22 protein-coding genes are annotated in these 24,443 nt (G+C 63.1%); 10 read left to right on the top strand and 12 right to left on the bottom strand.

The features are described 5' to 3' along the window. The first annotated feature begins 181 nt into the window (after nucleotides 1-181). Nucleotides 182-2,044, top strand: coding sequence for a TIGR03960 family B12-binding radical SAM protein (locus J5J06_13020; protein MCO6438007.1), 1,863 nt, complete (start codon nucleotides 182-184; stop codon nucleotides 2,042-2,044). A gap of 58 nt (nucleotides 2,045-2,102) precedes the next feature. On the opposite strand, the gene J5J06_13025 is transcribed toward J5J06_13020, so the two are convergent. The 5 genes from J5J06_13025 to J5J06_13045 all read right to left on the bottom strand — a co-directional run bounded on the left by J5J06_13025 (nucleotide 2,103) and on the right by J5J06_13045 (nucleotide 6,587). After that, complete coding sequence (locus tag J5J06_13025; protein MCO6438008.1) at nucleotides 2,103-3,185, bottom strand: cytochrome bc complex cytochrome b subunit; 1,083 nt, start codon at nucleotides 3,183-3,185, stop codon at nucleotides 2,103-2,105. A gap of 18 nt (nucleotides 3,186-3,203) precedes the next feature. Beyond that, nucleotides 3,204-3,671, bottom strand: a complete 468-nt coding sequence (locus J5J06_13030; GenBank protein ID MCO6438009.1) for a Rieske (2Fe-2S) protein — start codon at nucleotides 3,669-3,671, stop codon at nucleotides 3,204-3,206. Next, nucleotides 3,652-4,161, bottom strand: coding sequence for a hypothetical protein (locus tag J5J06_13035; GenBank protein ID MCO6438010.1), 510 nt, complete (start codon nucleotides 4,159-4,161; stop codon nucleotides 3,652-3,654). The genes J5J06_13030 and J5J06_13035 overlap by 20 nt, the downstream gene beginning before the upstream one ends. Before the next feature lie 10 nt (nucleotides 4,162-4,171). Next, a complete protein-coding gene (locus J5J06_13040) occupies nucleotides 4,172-5,623 on the bottom strand; it encodes a GMC family oxidoreductase (GenBank protein ID MCO6438011.1) in 1,452 nt (483 codons plus the stop codon). Nucleotides 5,624-5,996: 373 nt separating this feature from the next. Further along, nucleotides 5,997-6,587, bottom strand: a complete 591-nt coding sequence (locus J5J06_13045; protein MCO6438012.1) for a hypothetical protein — start codon at nucleotides 6,585-6,587, stop codon at nucleotides 5,997-5,999. Between the two features lie 305 nt (nucleotides 6,588-6,892). Here J5J06_13045 and J5J06_13050 point away from each other — a divergent pair, with 305 nt between their 5' ends. From J5J06_13050 to J5J06_13060, 3 genes are all read left to right on the top strand, one after another. After that, on the top strand, nucleotides 6,893-7,474 hold the full coding sequence (locus tag J5J06_13050) for a glutathione peroxidase (GenBank protein ID MCO6438013.1): 582 nt from the start codon (nucleotides 6,893-6,895) through the stop codon (nucleotides 7,472-7,474). A 67-nt stretch (nucleotides 7,475-7,541) separates the two neighbouring features. Next, complete coding sequence (locus J5J06_13055) at nucleotides 7,542-8,306, top strand: ATP-binding cassette domain-containing protein (GenBank protein MCO6438014.1); 765 nt, start codon at nucleotides 7,542-7,544, stop codon at nucleotides 8,304-8,306. Next, a complete protein-coding gene (locus J5J06_13060) occupies nucleotides 8,303-10,522 on the top strand; it encodes a CPBP family intramembrane metalloprotease (GenBank protein ID MCO6438015.1) in 2,220 nt (739 codons plus the stop codon). Before J5J06_13055 ends, J5J06_13060 begins: the two co-directional genes overlap by 4 nt. 126 nt (nucleotides 10,523-10,648) lie before the next feature. Here J5J06_13060 and J5J06_13065 read toward each other — a convergent pair whose 3' ends face one another. Genes J5J06_13065 through def form a run of 3 tightly spaced genes read right to left on the bottom strand, consistent with a single transcriptional unit; the run spans nucleotide 10,649 to nucleotide 12,779 of the window. Then, nucleotides 10,649-11,230 (bottom strand): hypothetical protein, encoded by a 582-nt coding sequence (locus J5J06_13065; GenBank protein MCO6438016.1) that lies wholly within the window; start codon nucleotides 11,228-11,230, stop codon nucleotides 10,649-10,651. 42 nt (nucleotides 11,231-11,272) lie between these two features. Beyond that, entirely contained in the window at nucleotides 11,273-12,238 is a 966-nt protein-coding gene (gene fmt / locus J5J06_13070; protein MCO6438017.1) for a methionyl-tRNA formyltransferase, read from the bottom strand. 13 nt (nucleotides 12,239-12,251) lie between these two features. After that, nucleotides 12,252-12,779 (bottom strand): peptide deformylase, encoded by a 528-nt coding sequence (gene def, locus J5J06_13075; protein ID MCO6438018.1) that lies wholly within the window; start codon nucleotides 12,777-12,779, stop codon nucleotides 12,252-12,254. 261 nt (nucleotides 12,780-13,040) lie between these two features. Here def and J5J06_13080 point away from each other — a divergent pair, with 261 nt between their 5' ends. From J5J06_13080 to J5J06_13105, 6 genes are all read left to right on the top strand, one after another. Continuing rightward, nucleotides 13,041-14,498 (top strand): hypothetical protein, encoded by a 1,458-nt coding sequence (locus tag J5J06_13080; GenBank protein MCO6438019.1) that lies wholly within the window; start codon nucleotides 13,041-13,043, stop codon nucleotides 14,496-14,498. A gap of 105 nt (nucleotides 14,499-14,603) precedes the next feature. Beyond that, nucleotides 14,604-14,885 (top strand): 30S ribosomal protein S20, encoded by a 282-nt coding sequence (locus J5J06_13085; protein MCO6438020.1) that lies wholly within the window; start codon nucleotides 14,604-14,606, stop codon nucleotides 14,883-14,885. 85 nt (nucleotides 14,886-14,970) lie between these two features. Further along, complete coding sequence (locus tag J5J06_13090) at nucleotides 14,971-15,537, top strand: TlyA family rRNA (cytidine-2'-O)-methyltransferase (GenBank protein MCO6438021.1); 567 nt, start codon at nucleotides 14,971-14,973, stop codon at nucleotides 15,535-15,537. A 234-nt stretch (nucleotides 15,538-15,771) separates the two neighbouring features. Next, the gene (locus J5J06_13095; GenBank protein MCO6438022.1) at nucleotides 15,772-17,580 is read left to right on the top strand and encodes a glycogen/starch synthase; all 1,809 of its coding nucleotides are present in this window, start codon (nucleotides 15,772-15,774) and stop codon (nucleotides 17,578-17,580) included. Nucleotides 17,581-17,767: 187 nt separating this feature from the next. Continuing rightward, the gene (locus J5J06_13100; GenBank protein ID MCO6438023.1) at nucleotides 17,768-18,196 is read left to right on the top strand and encodes a polymer-forming cytoskeletal protein; all 429 of its coding nucleotides are present in this window, start codon (nucleotides 17,768-17,770) and stop codon (nucleotides 18,194-18,196) included. Nucleotides 18,197-18,348: 152 nt separating this feature from the next. Next, the gene (locus tag J5J06_13105) at nucleotides 18,349-18,741 is read left to right on the top strand and encodes a polymer-forming cytoskeletal protein (protein ID MCO6438024.1); all 393 of its coding nucleotides are present in this window, start codon (nucleotides 18,349-18,351) and stop codon (nucleotides 18,739-18,741) included. Between the two features lie 123 nt (nucleotides 18,742-18,864). On the opposite strand, the gene J5J06_13110 is transcribed toward J5J06_13105, so the two are convergent. The 4 genes from J5J06_13110 to J5J06_13125 form a co-directional block, all read right to left on the bottom strand. After that, nucleotides 18,865-19,455: a hypothetical protein gene (locus tag J5J06_13110; protein ID MCO6438025.1), complete on the bottom strand. Its 591-nt coding sequence runs from the start codon at nucleotides 19,453-19,455 to the stop codon at nucleotides 18,865-18,867. Between the two features lie 131 nt (nucleotides 19,456-19,586). Further along, nucleotides 19,587-21,800, bottom strand: coding sequence for a polysaccharide biosynthesis tyrosine autokinase (locus tag J5J06_13115; protein MCO6438026.1), 2,214 nt, complete (start codon nucleotides 21,798-21,800; stop codon nucleotides 19,587-19,589). 57 nt (nucleotides 21,801-21,857) lie between these two features. Then, nucleotides 21,858-22,796 carry an exosortase/archaeosortase family protein gene (locus J5J06_13120; protein MCO6438027.1) on the bottom strand — a complete coding sequence of 313 codons (939 nt, stop codon included), beginning with the start codon at nucleotides 22,794-22,796 and terminating at the stop codon, nucleotides 21,858-21,860. 11 nt (nucleotides 22,797-22,807) lie between these two features. Continuing rightward, nucleotides 22,808-24,352 carry a polysaccharide biosynthesis/export family protein gene (locus J5J06_13125; GenBank protein ID MCO6438028.1) on the bottom strand — a complete coding sequence of 515 codons (1,545 nt, stop codon included), beginning with the start codon at nucleotides 24,350-24,352 and terminating at the stop codon, nucleotides 22,808-22,810. Nucleotides 24,353-24,443 lie beyond the last annotated feature (91 nt).

A 24,443-nucleotide genomic window follows, 5' to 3' on the forward strand; every position in this document is an offset into this window, starting at 1 on the left:
CAACGATTTTTTACGGACTGAAGAACTTTTGCATCTTTCCGTCACAATTCTCACGTCCGGCGGTGACAATTGGTTTATCGGCAAGCGCCTTTGAAAAAATCGCCGAACTTCGCTAACCTCCTGTCCACCCGGGGAGCCTTTCCATTATTGGTGCATCTGCACCACAAGCAGCAGTGTAATTGTGAAACAGCTTCTGAATAATCGAGTCTCCGACGAGTTGCTGCCCTTCGTTCGTCAACCGGGCCAATACATCGGCGGTGAGATTAACCAACTCGCCCGGCCCGGGGACTGGGAGCGGGCCGAGGTCCGCGTCGCCGTCGCCTTTCCCGACGCCTACACCATCGGGATGTCGCACCTCGGGTGCCAGATCCTCTACTGGCTGATTAACCATACTCCCGGGTGCGCGGCCGAGCGCGTCTACTGCCCATGGCTGGACGCCGAAGAGATCATGCGCCGCCGGCGCATCCCCCTGTTCACCTGGGATACGCGCCAACCGGTTGCCACCGCAGACATCCTCGCGGTCTCGCTCCAGTACGAGATGGCCTTTACCTCCGTGCTCCAGATTCTCGATTTGACGGGCATCCCGCTGCGCAGCCGTAATCGAGACGACACCCACCCGCTGGTCATCGCGGGGGGTCCCCAAGCCGACAATCCCGAGCCTGTTGCCGACTTCGTCGATCTCGTCGTCATCGGAGACGGCGAGGGCTCCATGGCCGCCATCCTCGAGACGGCGCAGGAATTGAAGAGGTCCGGCGTCCGGCGGCGAGAGATGATTCCCATCCTCGCCCGGCGCTTTCCTTGGGCCTATGCGCCAGGACTTTACGAGGTCAGCTACCGCCCTGACGGAACGATCGACGCCACCCGCCCGAACGATCCGACGTTGCCGGCCGCAATCACCCGCTGCCAGACGCCCGATTTCGAGAACGCCCCCTTTCCGGTCCGCCCGATCGTCCCCTGGGTCGAAGTCGTTCACGACCGTATTGCCATCGAAATTATGCGCGGCTGTCCCCAGAGATGCCGCTTTTGTCACGCGGGTTACACCAAGCGCCCGCTGGGCATGCGCAGCGTGGACCAGATCTTGGGCATGGCCGAGGAAATGTACCGCTCGACCGGTCAAGAGGAGCTCGGCCTGCTCTCTCTTTCCACGGCAGATTACCCGCATCTGCGCGAACTCGCGGAGCGGGTGAACGAGCGGTTTGCCTCGCGGCATGTGAACATCTCCGTTCCATCGCTGCGTGTGGACAAGATGCTTCAGAACATTCCCTGGATGGTCAGCACGGTTCGCAAGGGTGGGCTGACCATGGCCGTAGAAGCCGCCAGCGACGACCTTCGCGCCGCGATCCGCAAACTGGTCACCGATGGAAATCTGCTCGACGGCGTCAAGGAGGCTTACCGGGCCGGTTGGCGAACCGTAAAGCTCTACTTCATGTGCGGTTTCCCGGGGGAACGGCCGGAAGACATCGAAGAGATCGTTCATCTGTCGCGACGCGTGAGCGAGGCCCGCCGTGATGTCGCCAGCGGGCCCGCACAGGTAAATGCTTCCGTCGGCTGGCTCGTGCCCAAACCGTACACACCGTTCCAATGGGCGGCACAACCCCGCGCCGAGTACTTTCACGACGCACGGCGACGCATGGCCAGCGTTCTCCAAGGTTATAATGGGAGCAACGGCCGAGCGGGCAAGGGCAAGAAGAAGTCCAAGACGTATCGAGGGGTGAAAATCAAGACACACTCCGTGGAGCGATCCGTGCTCGAAGGCGTATTCGCCCGCGGCGATCGCCGCCTGGCCCCGGTCATCGAGCGTGCCTACCAGATGGGCGCCCGCTTCGACGGCTGGGACGAATGTTTCAATTCCCGTTTGTGGGACGATGCTTTTGCGGCCGAGTGCGTTGACCCCGCGTGGTATGCCCACCGCGAGCGCCGCCCGGACGAGGTTTTTCCCTGGTCTCACCTCCACGCTGGACCGCCCACCGACTATCTCGCACGGCAATACGACGACGTGTTCACGCAGATCGGCCGGGAGCGGCCGGTCGTACAGTTGGTGTAATCTCGAGAGGTCCGGCGGTCGAGGCGCCCGCGACTTCGCGTCGAATTCGAATGGTGACTCAGCCCGCCTGGGTCCGAGCGCTCACATATCCCCATACGGTCAGGACAAGCATGAGAACGAGAAGGAACCCTCCGGCGCATCGCACCAGAAAGGTCCGGAATCGCGATGAACCCGGAGGATCGAGGAATGGTGCCGCCAACGCGAAGAGGAGCATCGCGGCGAAGCCGACGCCCACCGCCGCTTCCGATGCCGCCCCCGGAAGCCACTTCCCCGCCAAGCGGATCGCCTGGAAGCCGCCGAGGAAATACCACTCCGGATGAATCCCCAGGGGCGTGGGACTGAGTGGATCGGCCGGCGGGCCCACGTGCTGCGGGACGGCGGCGGCAACGACAAACAGAACACTCAGGGCAGTCAGCCAGAGAAAAAGCTCGCCGCGCATGTACTCGGGCCAGAAGGGACGCGAGCGAAGCATCGCACTCGATCCAGGCCGTTCATGCGCGTCGGTTCGTAAACCATGGTGCTGGATGAGCCAGAGATGCGCTCCGACGAGCAGCACGAGTGTCCAGGGTAAGACCGCCACATGGAGTGCGAAGAAGCGTCGCACGGTAACGTCGGTCAGTTCCGAACCGCCCAGCACGACATTCGTGATCCACTCGCCCAGAGCGGGGACTCCGGCCAGCAGTTGCAGGCCAATCTGCGTGGCAAAGAACCCTCGCTCATCGAGGGGCAGCACATACCCACTGAATGCCAGCGTCAGCACAAGGCCCATCATCGCCAGCCCGGTCCACCAGGTGACCTCTCGCGGGCGCTGATAGGCGCGCATGAAAAAGGCGGTCGCTCCATGAACGACCAGGCAGAGAATCAATGCATCTGCAGCCCGGGCATGCAGCGAGCGAATCCACTGCCCGTGTGGAACTTCCTCGATGATATTCGTCACGGACGCGTGGGCCTCAGCGCTGCCCGGATGGTAGTACATCAGGAGCAGCAGGCCGGTAACGACCTGGACGCCGAGCAGCAGAAGCGCCAGCCCGCCGCCGTAATACCACAGCGAATGGCGATGAACCGGGATTTCTTTGTGCCGCCCGACGGCGCGCAGGGCCTCCAGCCCGAGACGCTGATCCAACCATCGGAGGAGAGGCATTGGTTCACCTTACTTCCATCAAGCCCGCGAGACTCTCACATCTTCGCCTTGAATCTCGACCCGCCATTGCGGCAAGGCACGGGTCGGTGGCCCGGCGAGCGCCCGCCCGTCGCGGACATCGAACACACCCTCGTGACAGGGACAGAAGATCCGCTCCTGCTCGGGCTGGTAGCGCACCGTACAGCGTAGATGCGTGCAGAAAGCGCTGAAGGCGGCCCAAGTACCGTCGGCATAGTGGATGAGGAGCCCCGGCTCGTGGCCCATCTGAAAGTACGTGCCCTCGCCGGGATGAACTTCGAGCGCGGCCTTGGGCAGCAGCACCTCGTGCGTCTGCTGCTCATCCGCCTGCTGCTGAGCCGCCGCCGCCAGAAAACGGTACGCGGGATACCCGAGGCTCATCGCGTACGCTGCCGAGGCAACGCCCAGCGCGGCGCCGGAGAACTCGCGGCGACTTACCGGATTTCCTTCAGACTCCGACGGCTTCATCAGGGTTCCTCAATCGGGCAAAGGGATTCCGGCACGGCTCCTTGCCGGGCGCGTAATAGTTTCGATAGACCGGCGCCTGGCGCCGATCCGCTTCGAAATAATTTGTCGAGAGCAGGAACTGCGTGATGAGCTTTTCTTCCCAGTTCTCGATCTGCGTTCCCAGGTTGGCCCGCTCCTGGAGGATGTTCGTCCAGGCATACACCGGCCAGGCGAAGCTGAATTTGTACTCCCGGCTGTCCATCGGCTCCCGGCGGATGCGATCACGGGCGAAGCGGTGGAAGTCCGTCTCCGAGAATCCGAGCCCCGAGAGATGGCGGCGAAGCGCAGCAATTACCAGGCGCATGTGTCTGCCGGCGTCCGTCCAGAGGCCGTCCAGCGCACCGCCCGCAACGAGGTTGACGCCCGTGCCGACCGCGAGGACTCCAACGAAGGCCCGCCGGGACAATCCCCGCTTGTTCTCCGGTCTCGGTTTTTCCGCGTGATCCTCCATGCAAGTTCCTCTAGAGTTGATCGACCGCCCACAGCGTAAGGGCCGCCAGCGTCAACGTCGGATTGGCCGGCGGTGTCGTTGGAAACACACCCGAGCCCGGCAGCAACAGATTGGACTTGCCGTGCCAGGCGAGATTCCGATCGACAACGGATGTCTGCGGATCGGTTCCCATCGGTGTTGTGCCGGTGATGTGTGACTCCCCCACCGACCGGCCCTGAATCTCGATGTCCTCCACTGGCAATGGCGCCAGGACCTTATCGAGCAATTCCGGCAGTTTCTGGAAGGCTCGCTCGGTGTAGTCCCCGTCCTCGGCCGCGAAGGTGTACGGCTTTCCGAAGTGCAAAGGCCCCGATGTCCGGCTCGATGAATCGACGCCCACGTGGCTTCGATCGTTGGGCAGCACCTCGGCGATCGCCTTGAAATGAAACACCTCGCGCCAGCGGTCGCGCTGCACGCGCAGGCGGGGGATGTTACTCCCTTCCAGGAGCATGCCCGCATGGTCCTTGCGGAATGGGCCGTCGTAGAGCATGAAGCCTTGCGAAGTCAGGCTTGTGCTGCCGCCGAACGAACGCAGGCCGTTCAGCTTGACCGAAACGTAGGTGCTGCGCTGGTCGCCCAATCGCTTGCCCAGGAGAGGGTGCTCCAGACCGGACTGCATCAGCAGGAAGGGGTTCACGATCGCGTTCGTGCCCAGCACGACCATGTCACCCGGCGTCGTCCGCTCCTTCCCTGCGGGAATATCAAACCATGTCACGCCGGTCGCCATGTTGCCCGAGGTTTCCACGCGAAGGACGGGGCTTTCCAGGCGAAGCTCGACGCCGGGAAGCTGGAAGACGTCGGCCATCGAATTCAGCACGGTGAACTTGGCATCCACGGGGCAGAATGTGCACACCCCCGAAGCGCAACATTGGGCACGCGGCGGATTCTTCTGCGGCAGGCTCCAGCGTGCCGAGGGCATGGGAATGTACTGTCCCGGATAGGCTCGCGCCAGCGCCTCCTCGGCCTCGCCCATCAGGTGCGGCGGAAGCGGGCACGGGCCGCTGCGTGGATAGGGTGTATCGGCTCCGCCGCTGACGCCCATGATCCGCTCGGCTTCGTCGTAGTAGGGCTCGAGTTCGTCATAGGAAATGGGCCAGTCGTATCCCACGCCGTACATGGTCTTCATGCGGAAGTCGTTGGGCATGAAGCGCGGCGTACAGGCCCACCACGTGTTGGAGTTGCCGCCGAAGGTCACGTGCACGGACCAGTGCCGGTTCTCCGGCGTACGGTTCGTGTAGACTTCCGGCTCGTCCAGATCGCCGGGGCGGCCCGTCTCCAGTCGCCACTCCAGAGGGCGATGCGTACCCCGCTCCAGCACCAGCACGCGAGGCCTGCGTTGCCCGAAGCGCTGCATGTACCGGCGCAGGAAGAACGCCCCGGAGAAGCTGGTTCCGACGATGATAAGGTCGTATCGGTCGTTCATGTTCGATGCGCGGCCGGTGCGCCTCTCCCGCTGCCGCTATGTCGGCCCGCGGCGGATTGTACATTGCTTAACCCCGGTTCAAAGTGGAGTTCCCGCGACGGGGCAGGCCAGCCGGCACACGGCGCGCGTCCGCGACCATGCAGCGCAGGTCCGATAGTGTTGATCTACACGGCCCGATGGGAATCGCAGGGCGTCCCGCACTCGGGGCAGACGCCGCTGGCGTTGCCGCGAAGGTCAACGGCGAAGCGAGTGCAAAGGCGAGTACGTCGCCACGTTGAACAATTCTCAATGAACAAACGAGGGTCTCGATGACGGCGGGGACGGAAAGACGAGCAGACTGGAGCCGCGCATTCGAGTATCCGGCATTCTCCGGTCAGCGGACAATTCTGACCAATCGCTCGATGATCCGCTGATCTTCCGGCGTGGCGTCGACGCGCACATGGGGGCCGTCGCGGCGAACCAGCACGGGTACGTCCTCGAAGGCCAAAAGCCGCCAGAGGCTCTCTGCTTGCGGCTCGCGGAGCGGATAGGTCTTGGAAGTCGTCCAGGTCGGCCGGGCGTGCTCGATGGACCGCCGGCGATCGGGGTAGCGAAGGTGGTCGAGGCGGGTCAGCAAGGCCACGAAATCGTTCACAACATTGGCTTGATCGGATGTGCCGCGAACGATCACGCCATCGTCGGACCGGCCCACGAGCACGGGAACATGATCGGGGGCCAGCAAGTTGAACAGTGCATCAGCCTTGGCCTTGGGGAGCTCGAAGCCGTATCGAACATCGTCGCTGCCGCTGCGGTCTCCGGCCAGCCATTGGGTCCGTTGATGCCACCGGGTGCCGCGGCTCTTGGCCCGTTCACCCGCCCACCAGGCTATGTACACGGCGGCTCCCACCATGGCCAGCGCGAGGATCGCCGGACCGGGCCCCCGACGGCACCCGGCAGGCTTGATGCCCGCCAAGCCGGGTGACACGCGTCCTGCGACCGGGCGTCCGCAGGCCGCGCAAAACCGTGCATGGGGGGGATTTACGTGGTGACAAGCTGGGCAATGGCGCGAAATCCGCGGGACGGATGATGGCAACGGCGTGCCGCACATGGCACGAATATTATAGCAGCACGATGTCCTGAGCGGACGTAAGAAATCGCCCAGCGGCGACGCACATCCGGGCGCCGTATTGACGGGGATTCTCGTGCAGAACTCGCCGGACCGTCTAAAATAGAATTCAGTCGGCGCGATGGTCGGACGCGCCTCACGCTTCAACCCACGGGAGAAATCGCATGCTGCCACTGTTCGCCTGCGGCGCTCTGATGCTGCCTCTCTACCTGTCACCCGACGCGGGATCGGGTTCGTCCGTGCAAGCAAAATCCATCTATGACTTCACCGTTAAGGACATCGAAGGACAGGACGTCAGCCTTTCGAAATACAAGGGCGATGTGGTCATGATCGTCAACGTCGCCAGTTACTGAGGCTTCACCAAAAGCCAGTACTCCGGTCTGGAGTCGATATTCAGGAAATACAAGGACCAGGGCTTCAAGGTGCTTGCGTTTCCGGCCAACAACTTCGGCGGGCAGGAACCCGATCCCAACAAGAAGATCGAGTCCTTCTGCCGAAACGACATGAACGCCACGTTTGATCTCTTCGCCAAGATTTCCGTTGCCGGGGACGACCAGGACCCGCTCTACGCCTACCTTACGGGTCTGCCCGAGGGCCTTGGCGGAAAGATCACCTGGAACTTCAACAAATTCCTCGTCGGCCGCGACGGCAAGGTCATCGCCCGTTATGGAACACGGATGTCCCCAACGGACCAAGAGATCACCTCGGCCATCGAGGAAGCGCTGAAGGCGGACAGACCCGAATAGCGGTTCCTGAATTCAGTTCGGCCGTACCTTCTCGCGTGGCGTGCGGCGATGGCTACAATGCCCGCGAATGGACGCGGTCGTCGTGGACAAGCTGACGAAGGTCTTCCGCACGACGGAAGGCGGTGAGAAGCGGGCGGTGGACGGCCTGAGCTTCACCGTCGGGCCGGGGCAGATCTACGGTCTGCTCGGACCCAACGGGGCGGGAAAGACGACGACCTTGCGCATGCTCAGCGGGTTGATGGAACCGACCAGCGGTACGGCGGTGCTCGCAGGATTCGACGTCGCCCGCGATCCGCAGGCCGCCAAGCACGTCATTGGTTTCCTCACGGCCAATACCGGGCTTTATCAGCGACTCTCTGCCCGGGAACTGCTGATCTATTTCGCCCAGCTCCATGGCATGGAGCTGTCCCGGGCTCGGGCGCGGGCGGATGAACTCATCGACTGGCTGGGCATCGGCGATTTCTCCCAGCTTCGCTGCGGGGCGATGTCCACCGGGCAGAAGCAGCGGGTCAACATCGCCCGGGCGCTGGTGGCCGATCCCCCCATCCTCATCATGGACGAGCCCACGCTCGGGCTGGACGTGCTCAGCAACCGGGTGATTCTCGAATACATCCGTCGCGAGCGCGAGCGGGGCAAGACGATCCTGCTCTCCACGCACTACCTCGACGAGGCCGAGACGCTGTGCGACCGCATCGGACTCCTCCACGACGGCAGGCTCGTGGCCGAGGGCGACATCGAGCACCTTCGCACCATCAGCGGGGAGGTGCGTCTCAGCAGCATCTTCCTCAAGCTCATCCGCGCCGACGAAAAAGTCGAGGCCATCATCGCATGAAGTTTCACCGGCTCATCCGCACCATCTACTGGAAAGAACTGCTCGACATCCTCCGCGACCGACGCACGCTCGTGGCCATGATCGTCGTGCCCATCGTGCTGTACCCCCTGCTGATGGTGGGCTCGGTCCAGGCGGTGGGCGTTCAGACGGAGGGGCTGTCCTCGGAGATATTCAAGATCGGAACGGTCGGCGAGACGCAAGGCCGCCTGCTTCAGCAATTGGTGCAGCGCGACGATGCCGTGCTCTCGAGAATGGCCGAATTGGAGGAGAAGGAGGGCGAGCAGGGGAAGAAAAAAGTCAAACTGATGGACGCGCTGATCGGAGGCATGTCGCAGTCTCTGGCGGGACGCCTCGAAATCTTCCAGTTTGAGAATCGCGACGCGCTCGAGGCGGCGGTCCGCAACCGGGCGATCCAGGCCGGAGTGATCTTTGACTCCGACGAGTTGATCTCGGACCCGAACCAGCAGAATGCGGTCACGTTCATCGTTGACCAGGAGAACCTCCGCGGGAAGTACGTCGAGAGCCTGCTTCACAGCCTGCTCAATCGAACCGGTGCGCGCATGGTCTGGGCGCGCCTTCAGCAGCGGGGACTGCCGAAGTACCTCGATCAGCCCTTCACCATCGACACCGTCGACCTTTCGTCGCCGCCGTCCATTCTGGGCCAGATTCTTCCCCTGATTCTCATCCTCATGACCATCACCGGGGCGATCTACCCGGCCATCGATCTCACCGCCGGCGAACGCGAACGCGGCACGCTGGAGTCGCTCATGGTCACACCCGTGCCGACGTTCGACCTGATCGCCGGCAAGTTTCTCGTCGTGACCACCGTGGCTATCTTCGGCGCGACGCTCAACCTCGCCAGCGTGGCTGCGACCGTCCACTTCGGCGGTTTCGACATCATGGTATCCGAGTCCGGCGGCGTCCCGCTCGCCACCATGGGCGTGGTCCTGCTCTCGCTCATTCCCTTTGCCGTGCTCATGTCGGCCATCATGATCGCCGTGTGCAGCTACGCCCGGACCTTCAAGGAGGCCCAGAACTACGTCACGCCTGTGATCCTGGCGGTGCTCATCCCCGGCGGGCTCGCGGCCATGCCCACGACGCGAATGGAGGGCGTCATGCTCGTCATGCCCGTGGGGAACATGGTGCTGCTCTCGCGGGAGCTGCTCCTGGGCACAAGCATTCCCGTGTGGCAGATCATTCTCGTGCTGCTCTCCACGACACTCTATGCCGTCGCCGCCGTGGCCGTCGCCGCGGGGATCTTCGGACGAGAATCGGTCGTATTTGCCGACGGCACGACAATGAAGGCGTCGCTGTCGCGGGCCATGATCCGCCCCAAGGCCATGCCGCCGGTTTCCACGAGCCTGATGATCGTGGCCCTGCTTTATCCGGTCTGGTTCTTCGTGCAGTCGAGCATATCGAGCCGATCGGGCGGCAACGTGGCCCAGGTGCTTTTCGTTACGGCTTGGGCCATGCCCCTGTTGTTCATCATCGTACCGGCGATGATCCTCTGGTATTGCAGGATCAATCTGGCCAACGCATTTTTCCTGCGCATGCCCCGAGGATGGCACCTGCTTGCCGGGGTGCTGATCGGCGCTTCCGCATGGGTACCGGCGCACGAACTGACCGTCCTGCAAATGCGGCTCTTCGCGCTGCCGGCAGGCATCGAGCACTACGTCGAGGCTTTCGGCCAAGCCCTTCAGGAACTGCCACCCGTCAGCGCCGTGGTATTGATCGCCCTGGTTCCGGCGATTTGCGAGGAATCGCTCTTTCGCGGATTGCTGATGAGCGGGCTGTCATCCGGTGCGCGGAAATGGACGGCCATTCTCGTGTCGGCCGCGGTGTTCGGCGTTTTTCATTACGTGGCCTTCAAGTTCGTCGTGACAGCAGCAATCGGCATCGTGCTGGGTTACCTGTGCTGGCAGTCGCGGTCCATCCTGCCGGGGATCATCGCCCATGGACTGCACAACGCCGTAAGCATCATGCCCGTGCTCGACCCGCGCTGGCCGACGTGGCTGGGTATCACGGATAGTACGACGGACACCGAATCCACGGCGCTTTCCGACGCGACCCTCACACACCTGCCGGTGCACGTCCTGGTGATAGGATTCGCCGTGCTGGTCGCAGGCTTGATGTTGGCGTCGATGCAACCACGCGGGACAGGTGATTCTAACAACCCGCCGGGTGCAACAGAGGTAGCAGGTGCTCGGCCGCGTTGACCATCGCCGCAAGCGTCAACATCAATAACAGTGCAAAGACAACAGATTCTCGCAGGAGCTCCCGGAAATCAGGTGTGCGGCACATCCCGTCGATCGCGATGATCAGTTCGAATATCGGATGCCCCATCAGACAGCCTCTCTCGGCGCGTCACACGGCGTTCCGCACTCCGGGCACACGCCGCTGACATTGCCGCGAAGATCGTATGCACAGTTCGCGCAAATCCCTTTGCGTTTGCGTTTTGCCAGACGGGCAGCAGGTATCGCCAGGATGCGCCCCAGCAGCAGCGAAGCCAGGAACGCCCATTCGTAGCGCAGGTAGCGCGGGTCCGACAAGTGGTCGTATATCCCGGGCTCGCGCGTCGCCGCGGCCAGTCCCTTGGGTAGCGCGGCAAATACCAATGTGCCCGGCGGCGCGTAAGGGTCACCACAAACGCAGCAGGCGCCGTTGACGAAGATGGAACCCTTGTAGAAACCGAGTCTGAACTTGTCGCCCAGAAGCATCCGCCAATAGGAGACGCGCATCGTGGTATCCAAGGGGCGAAATGCATAGAGATGATAATCGTGGTGCGCGAACAGGATCATCGGTTTGAACGTCCCGGCGAGCCACACGGCCGCGACGAGGACCGGCGGAAGCAGCCCGAAGAACCACGCCGTGTTCGAGGGAACGGCCCATCGAGCCTTGAGCCAAGTTGTCAGGCGTCGCGACATCTCTTGGCCTGCCATGCCAGGGGCCCGGTCCCGGCGGAGTGATTAGGTTTGCTCGGCGGATTCCGGCGTCAGAAGAACATCCCCGGGACGCACGCGCCTCCCGTTGACAAAATCGGGCCAGGTCATGACCCGCCCACCGGAAGGTCGAATTTCCAGAATCTCCACAAGGCCATCGTTCGCCGCGACACAGAGCCGCTGGTCGACGGTGCCGGGAGGATGATCCGGTTGGCCGGGAATCTCCGCCTTTCGTGCCCGCACCAAGGTCACCGTCTCTTCGCGTCCGGCACCCGAGCGGTAAATGGCTGTCGCCCCCGGCCACGGCGTCATGCCGCAAATCAACCGGGCAATTTCGTCGGCCGGTCGCGCGAAATTCACGAAGCCGTCGCTTTTTTTGAGCTTGGGAGCCCGTGTGGCCTCGGCATCGTTCTGCGGAGTCCCTGTTGGCGTCTCGCCGCTTTCGAACTGCTCCAGTGCGGCGCGGACCGCATCGACGCCGACGCCAGCCAGCCGGTCATGCAATTCGCCGGCGGTTTCCTCGGGCTTGATGTAGGTCCATCGCGAGCTGAGGATCGGCCCGGCGTCCATCCGCTCGACGATATGGAAAACCGAACACCCCGTCCGTTCCTCGCCCCGGACAATCGCCCAGTTGATCGGCGCCGCTCCGCGGTACTTGGGCAGCAGCGACGCGTGCAGATTAATACACCCGCCGGGAAACGCGCCGCGTACTTCCGCGCCCAGCTTCTGTCCGAAGGCGATCACCAGCGACAGCCTGCACTCCAGATCCTTCAGCCGCCGCACATGCTCGGGCAGATTGACGTCCTCGATTTCCAGAAAGGGAAGCTCATGCTCCATGGCGAATTGCGCGACCGGCGTGGATGTAACCTTCCTCCCGCGGCCGCTTCCCCGAGCAGGCTGGGTCACCACCAGGGGCAGATCATGTCCGCTCTGCGCCAGCCAGCGCAGGCTGGGCAGCGCAAACGCCCCGGACGCCATCAGTACGATTCGCATGGCCTGGGAGTCCTCAGCGGCGGGCGGCGTAGTCATCACGTAGCTGCCGAATGGCCCGGCGGTTGGCGATTTCATCGCCGGCCGACATCTGATCGATGATCAGCCGCCCTTCCAGATGGTCAAACTCGTGCTGCCAGATCCGCGCCAGGAGATCTTCAGCCGTGGACTCGTGGACGTTGCCCAGCGGATCGAGGAAGCGCATCACGGCGCGCCGGGCTCGCCGCATCTTCACATTCACACCCGGGATGGAAAGACAGCCCTCCTCGAGCTCCGCAGCCCCGGTCAGTTCCACGAATTCCGGATTGACCACGGCAAGGTTGTCGGCGGGGTCTTCTCCTGGGTTGCACACGAAGAGACGCAAGCTGAGGCCCACCTGAGGGGCAGCCAGACCCACGCCCTTTCCTTCCACCATGAGCCCGAGCATCCTTTCCGACAGCCGGACCAGATCATCCCCGAAGGACTCGACCGGCGCGCACCGTTTGCGCAGGACGGGAGCGGGGTACTTGACAATGGACAGCCGGGCAAGATCGGGGAGTTGCATAGTTTCGGACGAGTCGATCGGAACGCCCTGATTATCGCCAACGCTTGACACGATGAGGCGCTAAGATAGTATCCACCAGTTGTGAATTGTAAAGGTTCGCTGCGGCGTAGTTTGCCGCAATGAGCGCTAGATTGCCACTGTGCGGCGCTTTTCCTGTCGTCGACAGTTGGTCCGCTTGGCGGGCCGATCCGACGATTCTTCGGCGCCCCAGCGTGCATCCCGTGCTTCCCTCCATAGCCGCTTGCTGAAGACCGCCGACTTATGGCCAGGAAGAAAAACCCGGACAACGAGAACGCCGGCGATTCAAATGCTCGCCTGGATACCTCGGCAGAGGACAAAGCCAAAGCCCGCAAGTGGTTCGCCCGCGGACGGGAACTGGGTGAGAAAAAGCAATTCGACTACGCCGTTGAGTACTACGTCAACGGACTGGAATTCTGGCCCGACGCGGTGGAAGAGGCGTGTAAGCCCCTGCACGGCTGCGCCGTCGCCCGCCGCCAGTTAGGCGGAAAGAAGCCCGGGTTCAAGGACTCGATGAAGCGTTCGATGTCCGACAAGAACCCGAGGCAGGCGTTCGTCAATGCACTGTGGCTTTTCGGACACGAGCCCGACAACGTCTCCTACATCGAGGGCGTCGTCCGCAACGCCAGCAAGCTCCGGGCGGACGATACCGCCCTGTGGGCGGCCAACGTTCATTTGAAAGCCCTGGAAAACAACACGAAGGCGTCGGGCAAGCAGTTCCAGGCATTGGCGGCCGCCATGGAAGAGGTCGGCGACCGCGCCGCCGCCCGCGAGGAAACCAAGTTCGCCGTGGAATGCTATCAGATCGGCGTCAACGCCCTGAGCGCCTGGCGCCGGCGCTCCCCGCGCGACGGCGACGCCGAGCTGCGCCTCCGCGATCTCTCCACCAAGCTCACCATCACGCGCGGCAAGTACAAGGACGGCGAGTCGTTTCGAGAGAGCATTGCCGACGACGAGGCCCAGAAGGATCTGCAAGACCGGCAGAAATCCGTGCAGAGCGCCGACCGCGTTGAACAGCTCATCGAGAAGGCCCAGGCCGAGTACCGCGAGAGTCCCGACGACGCCGGAGTGCTCAACCGCCTGGTCGATCTGCTCACCCGCCAGGAAAAGGATGATCTGGAGAAGCAGGCCATGATCGTCCTGATGGACGCCTACAAGCGCTCCAACGACTACCGGCGAAAGATGCAGGCGGACGACGTCCGCATGCGGCAGCTCTCCCGCCGGGCACGCATTGCCGCCAAATCGGGAGACGCTGAGGCCGCCAAGGAGGCCAAGTTCACCAGCCTGAAATACGACCTTGCCGTTTTCCGCGAGCGCGTCGAGAAGTACCCCACGGACAACCGCTATAAGTTCGAGTACGCCGTCCGGCTTCTCCACGCCGGGAAGTACGACGACGCCATTCCGCTGTTCCAGGCCGCACGGAACGACCCCAAGAATCGGGCCGCCTGCGGGATGTACCTGGGGCTCTGCTTCTACTCCAAGAAGTACTACTCCCAGGCGATTTCCACCCTCAAAGCCGAGCTGGAATCCTACGAGTTTTCCGACGACGACCTGGCCAAGAGCATGCTCTATTGGCTTGGGCGGTCCGAAGAGGACGCTGGGGATGTGCCCGCGGCCCGTGAGACCTACGGCCGGCTCCTGCAGGTGGACTATAACTACAAGGACGTTCGCGAGAGACTGGACGCCCTGCCCGGCTCCTGATAGACTTCCTCGCTTCCTCCCGGGAGCGGAGTGTCCGTTTTCGGGCGGCACGCAAGGGTATCAAAGAAGGCGGAAAGCCGCGTTTTCATTGACGGAGATTAATGAGTGGCGAATCTTCCCTCAGCCAAGAAGCGAATCAAGCAGAACGAGCGGAACCGCGCCCGCAACCGCACCAGAAAGTCGGCGCTCAAGACGGACACCCGCAAGTACCTCGAGACCTTGAGCAGCGGCGACGTGGCCAACGCCAAGAAGCAACTCGTACAGGTCACGAAGCGGTTGGATCAGACCGCAGCCAAGGGAACGATCCATAAGAACACCGCGGCGCGGCGCAAGTCGCGGCTGGCTCGCCGGCTGAACGCCTTGGCCGCCGCCAAGCCCGTTTCCTAGGCCCGCGTGCCACGATTGAAATCCGCATCCCGGCCGTCGCACAACGCGGCGCCGGGATGTTCTTTTTCCACAGGGAGGGGTCGCGATGCATGACCCGGCGTCCTCTCGTTTTGTATCTCGTGGCGGAGACAAACTCGCCGCCGCATTGGACGCCTTTCAGGTCGACCCGTCCGGTCGCGTCTGCGCCGATCTCGGGAGCCACGTCGGCGGTTTCGTGGATTGTCTGCTCCAGCATGGAGCGCTTCGTGTTTATTCCGTGGACACCTCCTACGGCACACTGGCTTGGAAGCTCCGCAGGGATGCTCGGGTCGTCGTTCTCGAGCGCACCAACGCCATGCATGCAACGCTGCCGGAACCGGTGGGCCTGGTCACGATCGATGTCGGCTGGACGCGGCAGGAGCGCGTCCTGCCCAATGTCGCGCGCATGATCGAGCCTCGAGGGGTGGTCATCTCCCTGATCAAGCCGCACTACGAGGCGCCGCCGGAATGGCTGGCGCAGGGCCTGCTTCCTGAACATCGCGTGGAGGAGGTCGTAGCCGAAGTGGCGGAGAAGGCGCTCGCCATCGGATGGAAGCTCGTCGCAACGACACCGAGCCCGATTCGCGGTCACGGGGGCAATCTGGAGACTCTCGGGCGATTCGAGCGGGTTTGAAAGTCGGCACCTGGGGAAGACATGGCAAATCGAATGGGCCGTCGGCTCGGAGCGCGGCAGTTACTGTACAGCAAAGCGACTTCACCACGCCCTGGTTCTTCGCCCTGCCCTGTGAGTACTTGACGATGCTGCTATGATGCTCGACCCGCGATGGGCGAACGGCGCGGAAGTTGCTACGCGAAGTCTTGCCGCCGATCAGGCCCGTTCGCATCGCGGCAACACGAGTCTGACTACGTGAACGAATTTGCATCCTTTCGCCCGCTGATCTTCGAAGTGTCGTGGGAAGTCTGCTCGCAGACCGGCGGCATCTACACGGTGCTGCGCAGCAAGTGTGCCTCCGGCATCGAGCCCACCGACAGCTACTACGCCATCGGCCCCTACCACGAGCACGCCGCCCGGATCGAATTCGAGCCCGAACCGCACGAGGGGATCGTAGCCGAGGCCGTCGAGGAGCTTCGCCGGCGCGGGGTGGTCGTACATACCGGTCGCTGGCTGATCACCGAGCGCCCGCGCACGATCCTCATCGACATCAACTCCGTCCGTCGCAACCTCGGCGAGATGAAATACTTCCTCTGGAAGGACCTGGGCATCGGAACGCCCAACGACCCCGAAACCGACGACATTGTCCTGTTCGGCTACACCGTCGCGGATCTGCTTTCAGAAGTCCGCTCGCGGATGAACGGCCGAGCCATGCTTGCGCAATACCACGAATGGCAGGGCGGACTGGCGTTACCACTGTTGCAGCAGCGCCAATTGCAGATTCCCTCAGTCTTTACCACGCATGCCACGCTGGTCGGGCGAAGCCTCAGTGCCGCCAACCGCAATATCTACGGCGCCCTGCATGAAATCGACGGTGAGGGCGTCGCCCGCGAACACGGCATAGAACACCGCTTCCGCATTGAGCGGGCCGCGGCACAATCTGCCGACGTATTCACCACCGTCTCGGGGATCACCGCCGAGGAGGCCGAGCGATTCCTGGGCCGGCGACCGGAGTTCGTGCTGCCCAACGGACTGCACGTCCACCGCTTCACCGCTCCGCACGAATTTCAGAATCTCCACCAGCAGTGCAAGGAGCAGATTCACGAGTTTACCATCGGGCACTTCTTCCCGAGCTACACGTTCAACCTCGAACGGACGCTCTACGTTTTCACGGCCGGGCGCTACGAGTACCGCAACAAGGGCATCGACGTATTCATCGACTCGCTGGCGGAACTGAATCGCCGCCTCAAGGCCGAGTCATTGGGTGTCACTGTTGTGGCATTCATCGTCTCGCGGGCGGTCTGTCACGCGATGAACGTCGACACGCTCAACCGCCAGGCGATGTTCAACGAGATCAACGACGCCTGCCAGCAGATCGAGGAGGACATGGGCCGGCGTCTCTTCAAGACGGTTACTGCCGGGCGCATGCCCACGCTGGACGAACTGCTCGACGATTCCGCCCGCGTCCGACTTCAGCGCATGATCCACGCCTGGCGGCAGGATCGTCTCCCGACCATTGTTACACACGATCTCAAGGACGACGGCAGCGACCCCGTGCTCTGCCACCTTCGCTCCAAGGGGCTGATCAACGACCCGTCCGACCCGGTCAAGGTCGTTTTCCACGCCGATTTCCTCAGCCCGACGAGCCCATTGCTGGGCATGGAATACGACCAGTTCGTGCGCGGCTGCAACCTCGGCGTATTCCCATCCTATTACGAGCCATGGGGTTACACGCCGATGGAGTGCATCGTGCGGGGCATCCCGGCGGTGACCAGTGATCTCAGCGGTTTTGGCAACTACCTCATGGACCACTTCCCCGACCACGACACCAACGGCCTGTACGTCGCCCGTCGCAGGGGCGTCAGCCACGAGAATATTGTCTATCAAGTCGCCGGCTGGATGCACGCCCTTGCCCGATCCTCCCTGCGAGAACGCATCCAGCTTCGCAACCGCGTGGAGAATCACGCCGACTACTTCGACTGGAAGAACATGGCCCGCTATTACCGCGCCGCCCGCCGCATGGCCTTGAAGCGACACTTCCCCGACCACGACATTACCGATTAGGCAAGCGGCGAACTTGAAGCCTCCGCGGACGGCGGCGTCCGCGTCGAAAGCCGTCATCGGCGCGCCCTGTGAATTGCCGCTGTGGCGGACGGCCGGTATTATCGCCCGCTGGATTTCCGCCGGGGAATCTGGGGCGAGCCGGTCCGGCACCAGGAGGTCCCAAGGGGGACGCGCGGAGAACATTTGAATGGCTGAGGCAGACAACAACCATCCGACGATTCTGGGTAATGACGTTTTTTTCAAGGGGGAGCTGCGCGCTCAGAAAGGCGTTCGCCTGCTGGGCAAGTTCGAGGGCAACATCCAGAGCGAAAGCGACCTGGTAATCGCCGACGGGGCGAGCATGAACGGCAACATCAAGTCCGAGACGGTTCGCGTCGAGGGGCAGGTCAAGGGAAACCTCGAGGCAGTGCAGAAAGTCTCGCTGGCAGCCTCGGCCCGCGTCGAGGGCGATCTCCAGACCGCCCGGCTCGAAGTCGCGGAAGGCGCCATGCTCGTCGGGCAGTGCATGATTGGGGTAACGGACAAGAATCGCGGTGACGGCCGTGCGAGCGGTGCGGATCGCAGTCGCAATCAGCCGGCGGTTCCGCCACAACCGGCCGTGGCGGGAAAAAAGTAGCCTCCCACGTGCGCCAAGCCATTCCCACGAAGCGTGGACATGGCACCCGATTGGTCGTGGCGGGAAAGAAGTAGCCGCCTGCCGGTCAGGGGCATTCGGGCAATCTGACCGTACGGCGAGAAAAACGGCGGAGCCGTTGAATCGGGCCGACTATGGCCACGCTTCTGAGCCGACAACCGGCGCTGAGAACCGTGCACTGCACGCACTGCGACCGTCCCAGCGAGGTCGCGGTGCGGGCCATGTCCGTCTTCTGCCCCCATTGCCAGAAGCGGCTCATCCTTGAGGACTATACCATCAAGGGCTACTACGGCGTGCGCGAGTTCGCCACCTGCGGCGATATTGTCGTGGAGCGAAGCGGGCGGGTCTCCGCGAAGATCAAAACCGGCACGCTGGTGGTTCGCGGGCAGGTCCAAGGCGACGTCCGCGCCCGGCAAATGGTCCGCGTGGAGAAGAACGGCCAGCTTAAAGGCGAGATCCACGCCCCGGCCTTACACATCGAAAACGGGGGAAGCTTCAACGGATTCGTCCGGATCGGGGTGGAGTAGAGTGTGCCCTTGACGCACCGAGTCCCTGCGACGGGTATTCTGACGACGATCAAGCGGTTTTCTGGCGCCACAGAATCCATGCCGCAATAGCGCCCGCTGGGGAGATTCTCCCCTCCTCACGTGTCATTCCACCGGCGGCAACCCGACGTCGTTGCGCCATTCCACGAGGACTTCGCGCCAGCGTCGAGGGTTCGCGGGGATCTTCGTTTCCTCGTTCTCGAGCATGCCGGGATACTTCTCCTCGACCCAGCGTTCGAATTCGCAGCAGCGATCCGGCGGGCGACGGTTCGGCGGTGTGAGGCGCTGCACGAGGTAGCCCTCGATCTTGCCATCGTCATCCAGATAGTACGTCACACGGATCTTGGCGGGCTGACGATCGACCAGCCGGTAGTAATCATTGGTTTCCAGGAAGTCGTAGGAGACGGTATGGCCACGAACCTTCATTCCAATGCGCTCCGACTTGGCATTCATTTCCTTGTCCCATTCGGCATACGGTCCGCCTTCGGGGCGGAGCGGACTTCCTTCACCCTCCCTCTTTCCAAACCACACGCGAGGATTGTCCGCAAGGCAGGTTCGCGCAGTTTCGTAGTCGCCCTGCTTTTTTGCGGCGCGGTAGGCGTCAATGGTGCGCACGTAGGGATGGGTGCATCCGGCCGCCGACAGAAAGAGCAGAGTCAGAATCGGCAAGCAGAATGTTCTTACAGAGTTCATCATAGCGGATTCTCCAGGAGTGGTACCGCGCAGCATTCGAGCCCCGCCGGATCGAGTGATTTCAGAATATCTGAGCAGGATGTGCAATTGAATCGGCAGGCGGTAACCAGCCGGTAACGGAGCCTGGGTGAAGATCAGCTCTTGGCGGAAGGCGATGAGCGATCCGCTCCGGCCTTCTCCGCACCCGCCTGATAGTCGTAGTAGCTGCGGAGTTGCTCGCGGAAGTAACCGCCACGCGTGACTTGTGCCGCATTAAGCACGACGCCGAAAGGACGAGCGCCGACGCCGATGAGCAGGTTTGCCGCCCGTGCGGCCGCGCCGCGCGAGTTCGCCTTCGCCCGCACCACCAGAATCACGCCGTCCACCATCGTCCCCAACACCAACCCGTCGCTGGCCAGCAGCACCGGCGACGTGTCCAGAATCACCTGGTCGTATTGCTCCGCGGCGCGCGCGAGAAGCTGTCGGCAATCGGGACTGTCGAGCAGCTCGACGGGGTTCGGCGGAACGCGACCGGCGCCGAGTACGTCAAGATGTTGGAGCGATGTCGTGCGAACGCAGCTTTCGAGTGATGATTCGCCCACGAGGATGTTGCTCAACCCTGCTCCGGCGCACACGGGGAAAATGTCCTGGAGATGCGGGCGGCGAAGGTTGGCATCGATAAGCAGGACGCGACGTCCCCCTTGGGCGATGGCCGCGGCGAGGTTTGCGGCGACGGTCGTCTTGCCGTCCTCCGGTCGCGGACTGGTCACCAAGACGAGGCGCTGGCGCTCGGCGGGCGCGCTGAACTGCAAATTGGTGCGGACGCGGCGGAACGCCTCGGCCATCATCGAGCGAGGTGCGTCGAGCACGGCCGATTCCGCCCGCTGGATACGCACTTCTTCATCATCGATGTCAGGAACGACTCCAAGCAGCGCGGCGTTCAGATGGCGGGTGATGTCCTGCGGCGAACGCACGGACGTATCGAGCAACTCCCGCAGCAAGGCGATGCCCACCGACATGGCGAGGGCGAGCATGACCCCGGCCGGCAGCACCAGCAGCGACGGGCTGCTGCGCTCCAGGGGCACGATGGCCTCCTGCGCAACGGAAATCTGCACGGCGCGTTGCTGGCGGAGGACCCGGCGACGACTGCTGATGTAGTCCTGAAGGATCTGCTCACGCTCCTCGTCGCGCTTGATTTCATCGGCGACGGTCTGGTAGCGGAGCAACAGCGTATCCTGCTCCTCAAGCTGTGACTGCGCGATGGAAAGACTGTTCTGCGCCTGGAGCAGCGCATTCTGCGTGTTGGCGTAAGCCGTGCGGAAGGCCTCGAGCAGGTCCTGCTTGCGCTCCTGGAGCTTGCGGACGCGCATGGCCTCGAGGTCTTTGCGGGCGGCGTCCAACAGTGCCTCGGCTTGCTTGCGAACGCGATGCCCTGGACCGTACACCTGACGATCCTGCTCCATCTGCTGTTCGAGCAGAAAGACGGTTTGGGCGAGTTGTGCGACTTGCGGATCCTGCTCGACGATCGCGCGGTCCTCGGCCGTCACGGGCACGGCCGGGTCACTGTAGATTTGCAGATATTGCTCAAGCTGGCTGAGCTGCAATTCCAGATTGGCGACCTGCTCGGAGTATTGCGCCACCTGCTGGGCCACGAGACTGCCGGCCGGGTCATTCGCGGCGCCAGGCGGGAGCTGCTGAGACAAGCGGCGAAGTTGGTCGCGGTTTTCGGCGAGCCGCTTTTGCAGATCAGTCAGCTCGTTGCCGGCATCCTCGATGGCTTCCGTGGCGAATTCCTGCGCGGTACGCCGGCGGACAAGTTCCAGCCACTGGTTCACGACAGCGTTGACAATCACCGGGCCGTCCTCGGGCTGGCGTGTTTCGAGCGCCACGCGGAGGAAGTTGGTCGACCGGACGGGCGCGGCCTGGAGTTGCTGTTCGAGCTCCAGTAGTTGTTCACCGGCCGGAATCGAACGGTACCACTGGGTTTCGCGCACCGCGTTGATTTTCAGCGCTTCGCCGAGGATGATCGGGTTCATCAGGAGCACGGCCTGCGTGCGAACGAAGCGCTCGTGCTCTTCCTGACGAAGCCGCTCGCGCTCCGCGGTGAGTTCCGTTTCGGGAATATCTGTAACGCACTCGACCAGACTCTCCGCCTCGTAGCCGGGGAAGTAGACCCACCAGGCAACGAACCCGCCCACGGCCATAGCACTGAACAAGAAGAAGAGCACGATGATCATGACGATCCGCCGCCGGAGCATGGCGAGAACCTCACCGGCGGAGGGCGCGGCGCCCGGTTCAGCACCCGGCACTCTCCCCGTTGGGGGAAGTGGGAAGCGCTCCTGAGTGGTGGCAGCCGGCGTGGTTGTCATGATCGGGCTCTTTGGAGGCACAGCCGGAGGGGCTGCGCCCGGGCAAACTCTAATCGGTCAGGCCGACGGCGCCTCCGGCTCCGTCGAAGATTCCTCAATGAACAATCGGCTCAACAGCCATCCCAATGCGAGATACATTCCCAGCGCCAGAACGAGCATGGCGATCCCCATCAACTGGTGCGGGGTTCCCTTGGCCAATGTCTCGTAACCGTTGATATGCAGCAGGCCGGTAGCCGTGACGCGAACAACGTTGCAGAAGACGGCGATTGGCACGCAGCAAAGGACCATGATCAGACGCTGCCAGCCAGGGCGATCGCCCAGGTAGGCCATGGCGATTCCCAGCGTCACGAAGGCCATCATCAGGCGCATGCCGGCGCAGGCTTCCTCTACATTGAGCTGACCGGGCGCACGGCCCGGCAGGACATAGTCGATAACCACAGCCTGCGCTTCGGTGTGCAGTCCCGGAATCAACAGCGGCAAGATTGCCGCTGCCGCCCAGGATGCAAACTCCCGCAGCGGGAAGGTCAGTTGGACGTAAATCCGCTCAGGCAGGGGCACGGCCAGGGCGAGGAACAGGATAGGGAACCACGTCACACGAATGAGCTGCCATCCGCCCATGAGCAGCGTCACACCGAAGATCGAACTCACCACGGTGATCGCCTGGATGTAACCCCATCGTCCCCACCAGGCGCTGGTGAAGAATGCCGCCAAAGAAAGTGCCAGAACAACGGCACCCGCCGCGGAGCCTCGCAAAATCACGCGCCGGAGTTCATCGCGATGAGCGTAAAGGAAGTAGCCGCTGAAGACGGGAATCAGCCAGCCGTGCGACCAGTCGGCGTCATGGATCCACCGGGCGACCATCAGGTGACGGACGGTCGGCCAGTAGACCAGCGCCAGGAGCAGCACGACAATCGCCACGCGGACGCGCGCCAGCGGGGGGACGAACTCCGTCCAGCGGGGTCGTGCGTCGATCGATCTGGTGGCGACGTCGGACACCAAGGGGACTCCTAGGGTTGCAGGATGGTTTCCCAAGCGCTGGGCAGGTTGTCCGGGTTGATCCGCGGCTCGAACGAGTCGATGTCGGCGAAGTTGCGGCTGTAAGTGAAGCTGTAGCCGACGTTGGAGGTAATGCTCGGCAGCGTGAGCGCCCGGATCCGCTGGAGGAACGGGGCGAACGGGTGCGTGCCGACGTTGATGATGTCCCCCCGGCGGATCACGAAATCCGGGTCCTTTCCGGCGAAGATGCGGTCGAGGTTGACCTGGATCATCTGCTCGCGCTGGCCGATGCGGCGATAGACCGTGCAGCGATCGGGCCAAGCCAACGGAGATAATCCGCCGGCGGCGGCGATGGCGGCCTTCAGCGTGATCTGCTCGGCGTTGAAGGCGAACGGACCCACGCGGTTCACCTGGCCCATCACATAATAGACCCCGATTTCACCGCTGACGATGCGGATCACGTCGCCGGCGCGGACGTAGATGTTCGCGGAAGGCTCGCCGGTGCGCAGCGCCTCGGCCGGGATGCGCAGAATGCGCTGGGCGGACTCGCCCGCGATGCGCGCCCACTTGGCGCTCGAAGTGGAAAGATCGAACGTGCCGCGGTCCTCGGTAAGCGGCGCCGCGCCCGGAACCGGGCCCTCGTATTCGGGATTGGCGATCCACTCACCGTCCACGTACAGGAAGGGATCGGCGGCGTCCTCGTCGACGGCCCGGAGAAGATCATCGTTTGGTTCAGGTTCTTCCGGCTCGGGCGGAGCTTCTTCGGCACCTTCCACAAGATCGATCAGGTCGGACCGTTCGTCATGCGGAGGCTGGATCGTCTTATCCGCCGTTTCAGCATCCGGTGGCGTTTCGTAAGACTCTTCTTGATCGCCGGGCGACACGCCGAATTCCGGATCCGGTGCGGTCTCTTGCTCGCCGTTCTCGTGCGTCGCTTCGCGGCTCCATTCGTTGTCGTGGCGAAAGACATACACATCGGTGACGAACTCGTTGAGACCGCCGACCTGGTTGATGGCGTCGAGCAGGCGGAGGTCCGGCCGCAGTATCGGGAACGTGCCCGCGCGCAGCGGGGCGTCGTTCGCAGCGCTGACCCCTACGCCGAAGATGGAATACGTCGATTCCTGGAGATAGACGGCGCGAACAATCACATCGGGTTCTACAAGGATGTTCTTCTCCACGAGCAGCCGGCTGATCTCGTCCTCCAGCTCGGTGACGGTGAGACCGGCCGCCTGGATCCGCCCGAGAACGGGCAGGTTGATTATGCCCGTCGCGGAGACACTGATCTGCGGCTCACGGTAGGGCGTCAGGCGATCGCGGAGTTCGTCGATCTCGATGTAGAGCAGGTCGCCGCCGGAGATGGCGTACTCGATGGCATGAACCTCGAGATCCTGCGGCGAGGGGTACTCCGAGCCGGGTACGGCCTGGGCTGCGTCCTCGAGCGTGAGCGAGTGGCGGATCTCCGTCGTGGTGGAGCGTTCGAAGCTGCCGACGATGGTGGGATCGAGCCAGCCGTTGCGGATGGAGTTGCAACCGGCCAGAAGCGAGGCAACGGGCAACAGGCAACAGGCAACCGCAGAGGCTGCGGAGCGGCCGCGTCGCGGTGCGATTGCAGTAGGCGCGTATCGGCGCGTATCGGAGGGAAGGGGT

The organism is Phycisphaerae bacterium (assembly GCA_024102815.1).
Classification (GTDB): domain Bacteria; phylum Planctomycetota; class Phycisphaerae; order UBA1845; family UBA1845; genus JAGFJJ01.